Source organism: Rhizobacter sp. P3_B12 (assembly GCF_056402895.1).
In genome coordinates this window covers 1-3,118 of sequence record NZ_JBFUGN010000751.1, presented here as the reverse complement: position 1 = coordinate 3,118, position 3,118 = coordinate 1, and the positions used below count along the sequence as shown (strand labels likewise).

Here is a 3,118-nt window from a genome sequence, read left to right as displayed (position 1 = left end):
GTTCCTGACGCTGGCGCGCGAGAACGAGGCGCTGTCGCAGTTCCGCTCGCTCTACGGCGCCGCCGGGGTACAACCCGAGGCCTGCCGGGCCTTCTACCGGCAGGGAGCCGACCGGTTGATCGGCGACCTGGCCGCGTACCTGCGCCGCGCCGACGCGGCCGGCACGCTGAAGGTGCGGCACCCGCGGCAGGCGGCGGACCTGTTCCTGTCGATGTTCCTCGGCGACGGCCACATCCGGGGGCTGCTCATGCTCGAGATGCCCGATGCGCGTGAGAACCGCGCGCTGTTGCGCGAAGCAGTCAGGGTGTTCATGGCGGCCTACGCGGCAGGTGCATGACGTGCCGCCAGGCAGTGGCCCGATTCCCTACCGCACCGCCTCGACGATCAAGCGCGCCAGCCGCGCGTAGTCCCCACCGAAGTGGTGATCGCCCTTCATCACCAGCACCCGCGCATGGGCCGGCACGAGCTTCGGGCACAGCGAATCCTTCTCGCGGTCGCCCTGCACGCACAGCGTGTCGGCGGCCGAGAGCCGGCGCGCCTCGGGCAGGATCGGCTTGTCGCCGCTCGGCCCCAGCCAGTTGCTGAAGTGGAATTCGAACGAGGCCTTCTGCGCGAGCCCCAGCAGCGCGGTGAGCTTGATCGTCGAGCGGGTCGCGGCCGGCAGCCGGTTGACGGCGAACGGCAGCACGTCGGCGCCCTGCGAGTAGCCGATCAGGATCACCTCCGAACGCTGCCAGCGCGCGGCGTAGTAGCGGATCAGCCGATCGAGATCGCTCGCCAGGCCCTCGGGCGTGCGCGCCTTCCAGAAGTAGCGCAGCGAATCGAAGCCCGCCACCGGAATGCCCTGCGCCGCCAGTGCCGCCGCCAGCTCCTTGTCGATGCCGGCCCAGCCTCCATCGCCGGACAGCAGCACCGCGAAGCGCTGGCCCGCACCTGAAACCGGCACCTCCACCATCGGCAGGTCGGCCAGTTGCTCCGGCGCCGGCGGCACCACCGGTGCAGCGGCCTGCTGCGCCGACGAGAGTTGCGCGTACGCCGTCGCGAATGCAGCGGGGCCATCGGCCACCCAGCGCGCCTTCGGCACCTGCTGCACGAAGGCCTGCACGCTGTCGGCGGAACACGCGGCGCCCTGCACCGCCGTCCACGGCGTGGCCAGCGTCGTCGCGGGCAGCAGCTCGAAGCCGCCGGCGCCCGCGGCCGTCCAGCGCAGGCCGTTGGTCGCGCACAGCGGCGTCTTCAGCGCGAGCCGCGGGCAGAACCCGAGCGACAGCGCCGACGAGAAACTCCCGGCCGGCGCCTGCGCCAGCACGCCATAGGCGAACGGCGCTGCCGCACCGCTGCCCACCAGCATCGGCAACCGATAGCCCGGCACCTGCTCGTAGGCCTGCAGATGGCGCGACAGGTTCTCGAAGGCGCCCGCGGCGTAGGTGCACTTGCCGTCCTGCTTCTCCAGCCGCTTGTAGAACGGCGCGAGCGGCACCGCCGCCACCAGCGCCCCGCCGTCGACCATGCGGTCGATGGCCAGCTGCTCGGCGGCATCGGGCGCATCGTTGGCCGACAGCATGAACACGAACTGCTGCACGGTGCCCGCCGGCTTGAACAGGCGCACGTCGTTGAACAGCCCGTGCGCCACCGTGCCGGGCGCGGTCTGCATCGGCGTCGGCTTGGGTTGGGGCCGCGCCTGCGCGTGGCACGGCGCCATCGGGATCAGCAGCAGCCCTGCCACCATCGCCAGCATGCGCTTCATCGGCTGATCGCTCCCTTGATGCCGCCACCGATCAGCGCCGCCACGTCGGCCAGGATGAAGACCGGCGCCAGCCCGGGCGGCGCGGCCAGGTAGCGCGCCTCCCAGTCGGGCTCGAACTTGTCCTTGAAGTTGTGCAACCCGCGGAAGTTGTAGAAGCGGTCGCCGTGCTCGAACAGCAGCCGCCCGAGGCGCTGCCAGCGCGGCGCGCGGCGGCGCTCGGCCATGCCGGCCATCGGCGACATGCCCAGGCCGAAGCGCTCGTAGCCCTCGGCCTGCAGGTGCAGCATGATCTTCGCGAACAGGAAATCCATCGTGCCGGGCGGCGCATCGGGCAGGTGGCGCATCAGGTCGAGGCTCGCGTCCTTGCGGGCATCGGTGGTCAGCAGGTTGGCGAAGGCGAGGATGCGGTCATCGCGCCGCACGATCGCCACCGGCAGGCGCTGCACGTAGTCGGCATCGAAGCGCCCGACCGAGAAGCTCTTCTCGCGCCCGCGCTGCTCGGCCAGCCACGCATCGGACACCTGCTTCAGCTGCGGCAGCAGCGCGGCCACGCCGTCGGCCGGCACCACCTCGAACTGCAGCCCCTCGCGCTCGCCGCGGTTCACGCCGGTGCGCAGGTTGGCGCGCTTCGCCCCCTTCAGGCTGAAATCGGGCAGCGGCACGGTGRCGTATTCGCCGAGCTTCAGCGCATGCAGCCCGCAATCGAGGTACAGCGGCAGCGTGGCCGGCCGCACCTGGTAGAACGCGGCGCGCCCGCCGTGATCGTTGGCGCGCTCGATGAACTGCCAGACCAGGTCGGGCCATTCGCGCGCATCGCCGAACGGGCCATACAGCGAGACCCACGAACGCCCCTGCTTGCCGAACATCAGGAAGCTGCGCCCGGACGGCGAGAACATCAGGTGCTTGTCGCCGACCAGCACGTGGCAGCCGTCCGACGACGGGTTGGCACGCACGATCGCGGCGGCCCGTTCGATCTCTTCGGGCGAGTTCCCGGCCACGTCGCCGGCCGGCGGCCGCAGCAGCTGCCACAGGCCGTAGGCCAGCCCGATCAGCGCGATGGCGGTGAGCGCGCGCAGCGAGCGCGGCGCCTGGCCGTCGAGCTCGAACTGCCACCACAGCCGGTTGCTGTAGGCCACCTCGCGGTATGCGAAGAACAGCACCCACACGCAGGCGACCAGCACGCCGCCCAGCGCCAGCAGCCATTCGGGCTCCAGCCGCTGCGAGAACAGCGACGAGCGCCGGTCGAACTGGTTGCGCGAGATCAGCAGCAGCAGCGCCAGCGTGGTCAGCATCGCGGCCTCGGTGACCGCGATGCCCTTGGGCAGCGCCAGCACCGCCGCGATCACCGACAGCACCAGCGCGGCCCACCAG

Annotated in this window: 3 protein-coding genes; 1 reads left to right on the top strand and 2 read right to left on the bottom strand. The window is 71.4% G+C overall.

Annotated elements, in window-relative coordinates; genetic code table 11:
* Positions 1 to 337: TetR/AcrR family transcriptional regulator C-terminal domain-containing protein (locus AC1D01_RS27410; RefSeq protein ID WP_477872013.1), on the top strand; the 337-nt coding region annotated here is incomplete at its 5' end.
* Positions 338 to 364: 27 nt separating this feature from the next.
* On the opposite strand, the gene AC1D01_RS27405 is transcribed toward AC1D01_RS27410, so the two are convergent.
* Together AC1D01_RS27405 and AC1D01_RS27400 are read right to left on the bottom strand one after the other, a co-directional pair.
* Positions 365 to 1,747, bottom strand: a complete 1,383-nt coding sequence (locus tag AC1D01_RS27405; RefSeq protein WP_477872011.1) for a virulence factor family protein — start codon at positions 1,745 to 1,747, stop codon at positions 365 to 367.
* A partial coding sequence (locus AC1D01_RS27400) for a phosphatidylglycerol lysyltransferase domain-containing protein (protein WP_477872009.1) occupies positions 1,744 to 3,118 on the bottom strand: 1,375 nt, incomplete at its 5' end. The genes AC1D01_RS27405 and AC1D01_RS27400, both read right to left, overlap by 4 nt.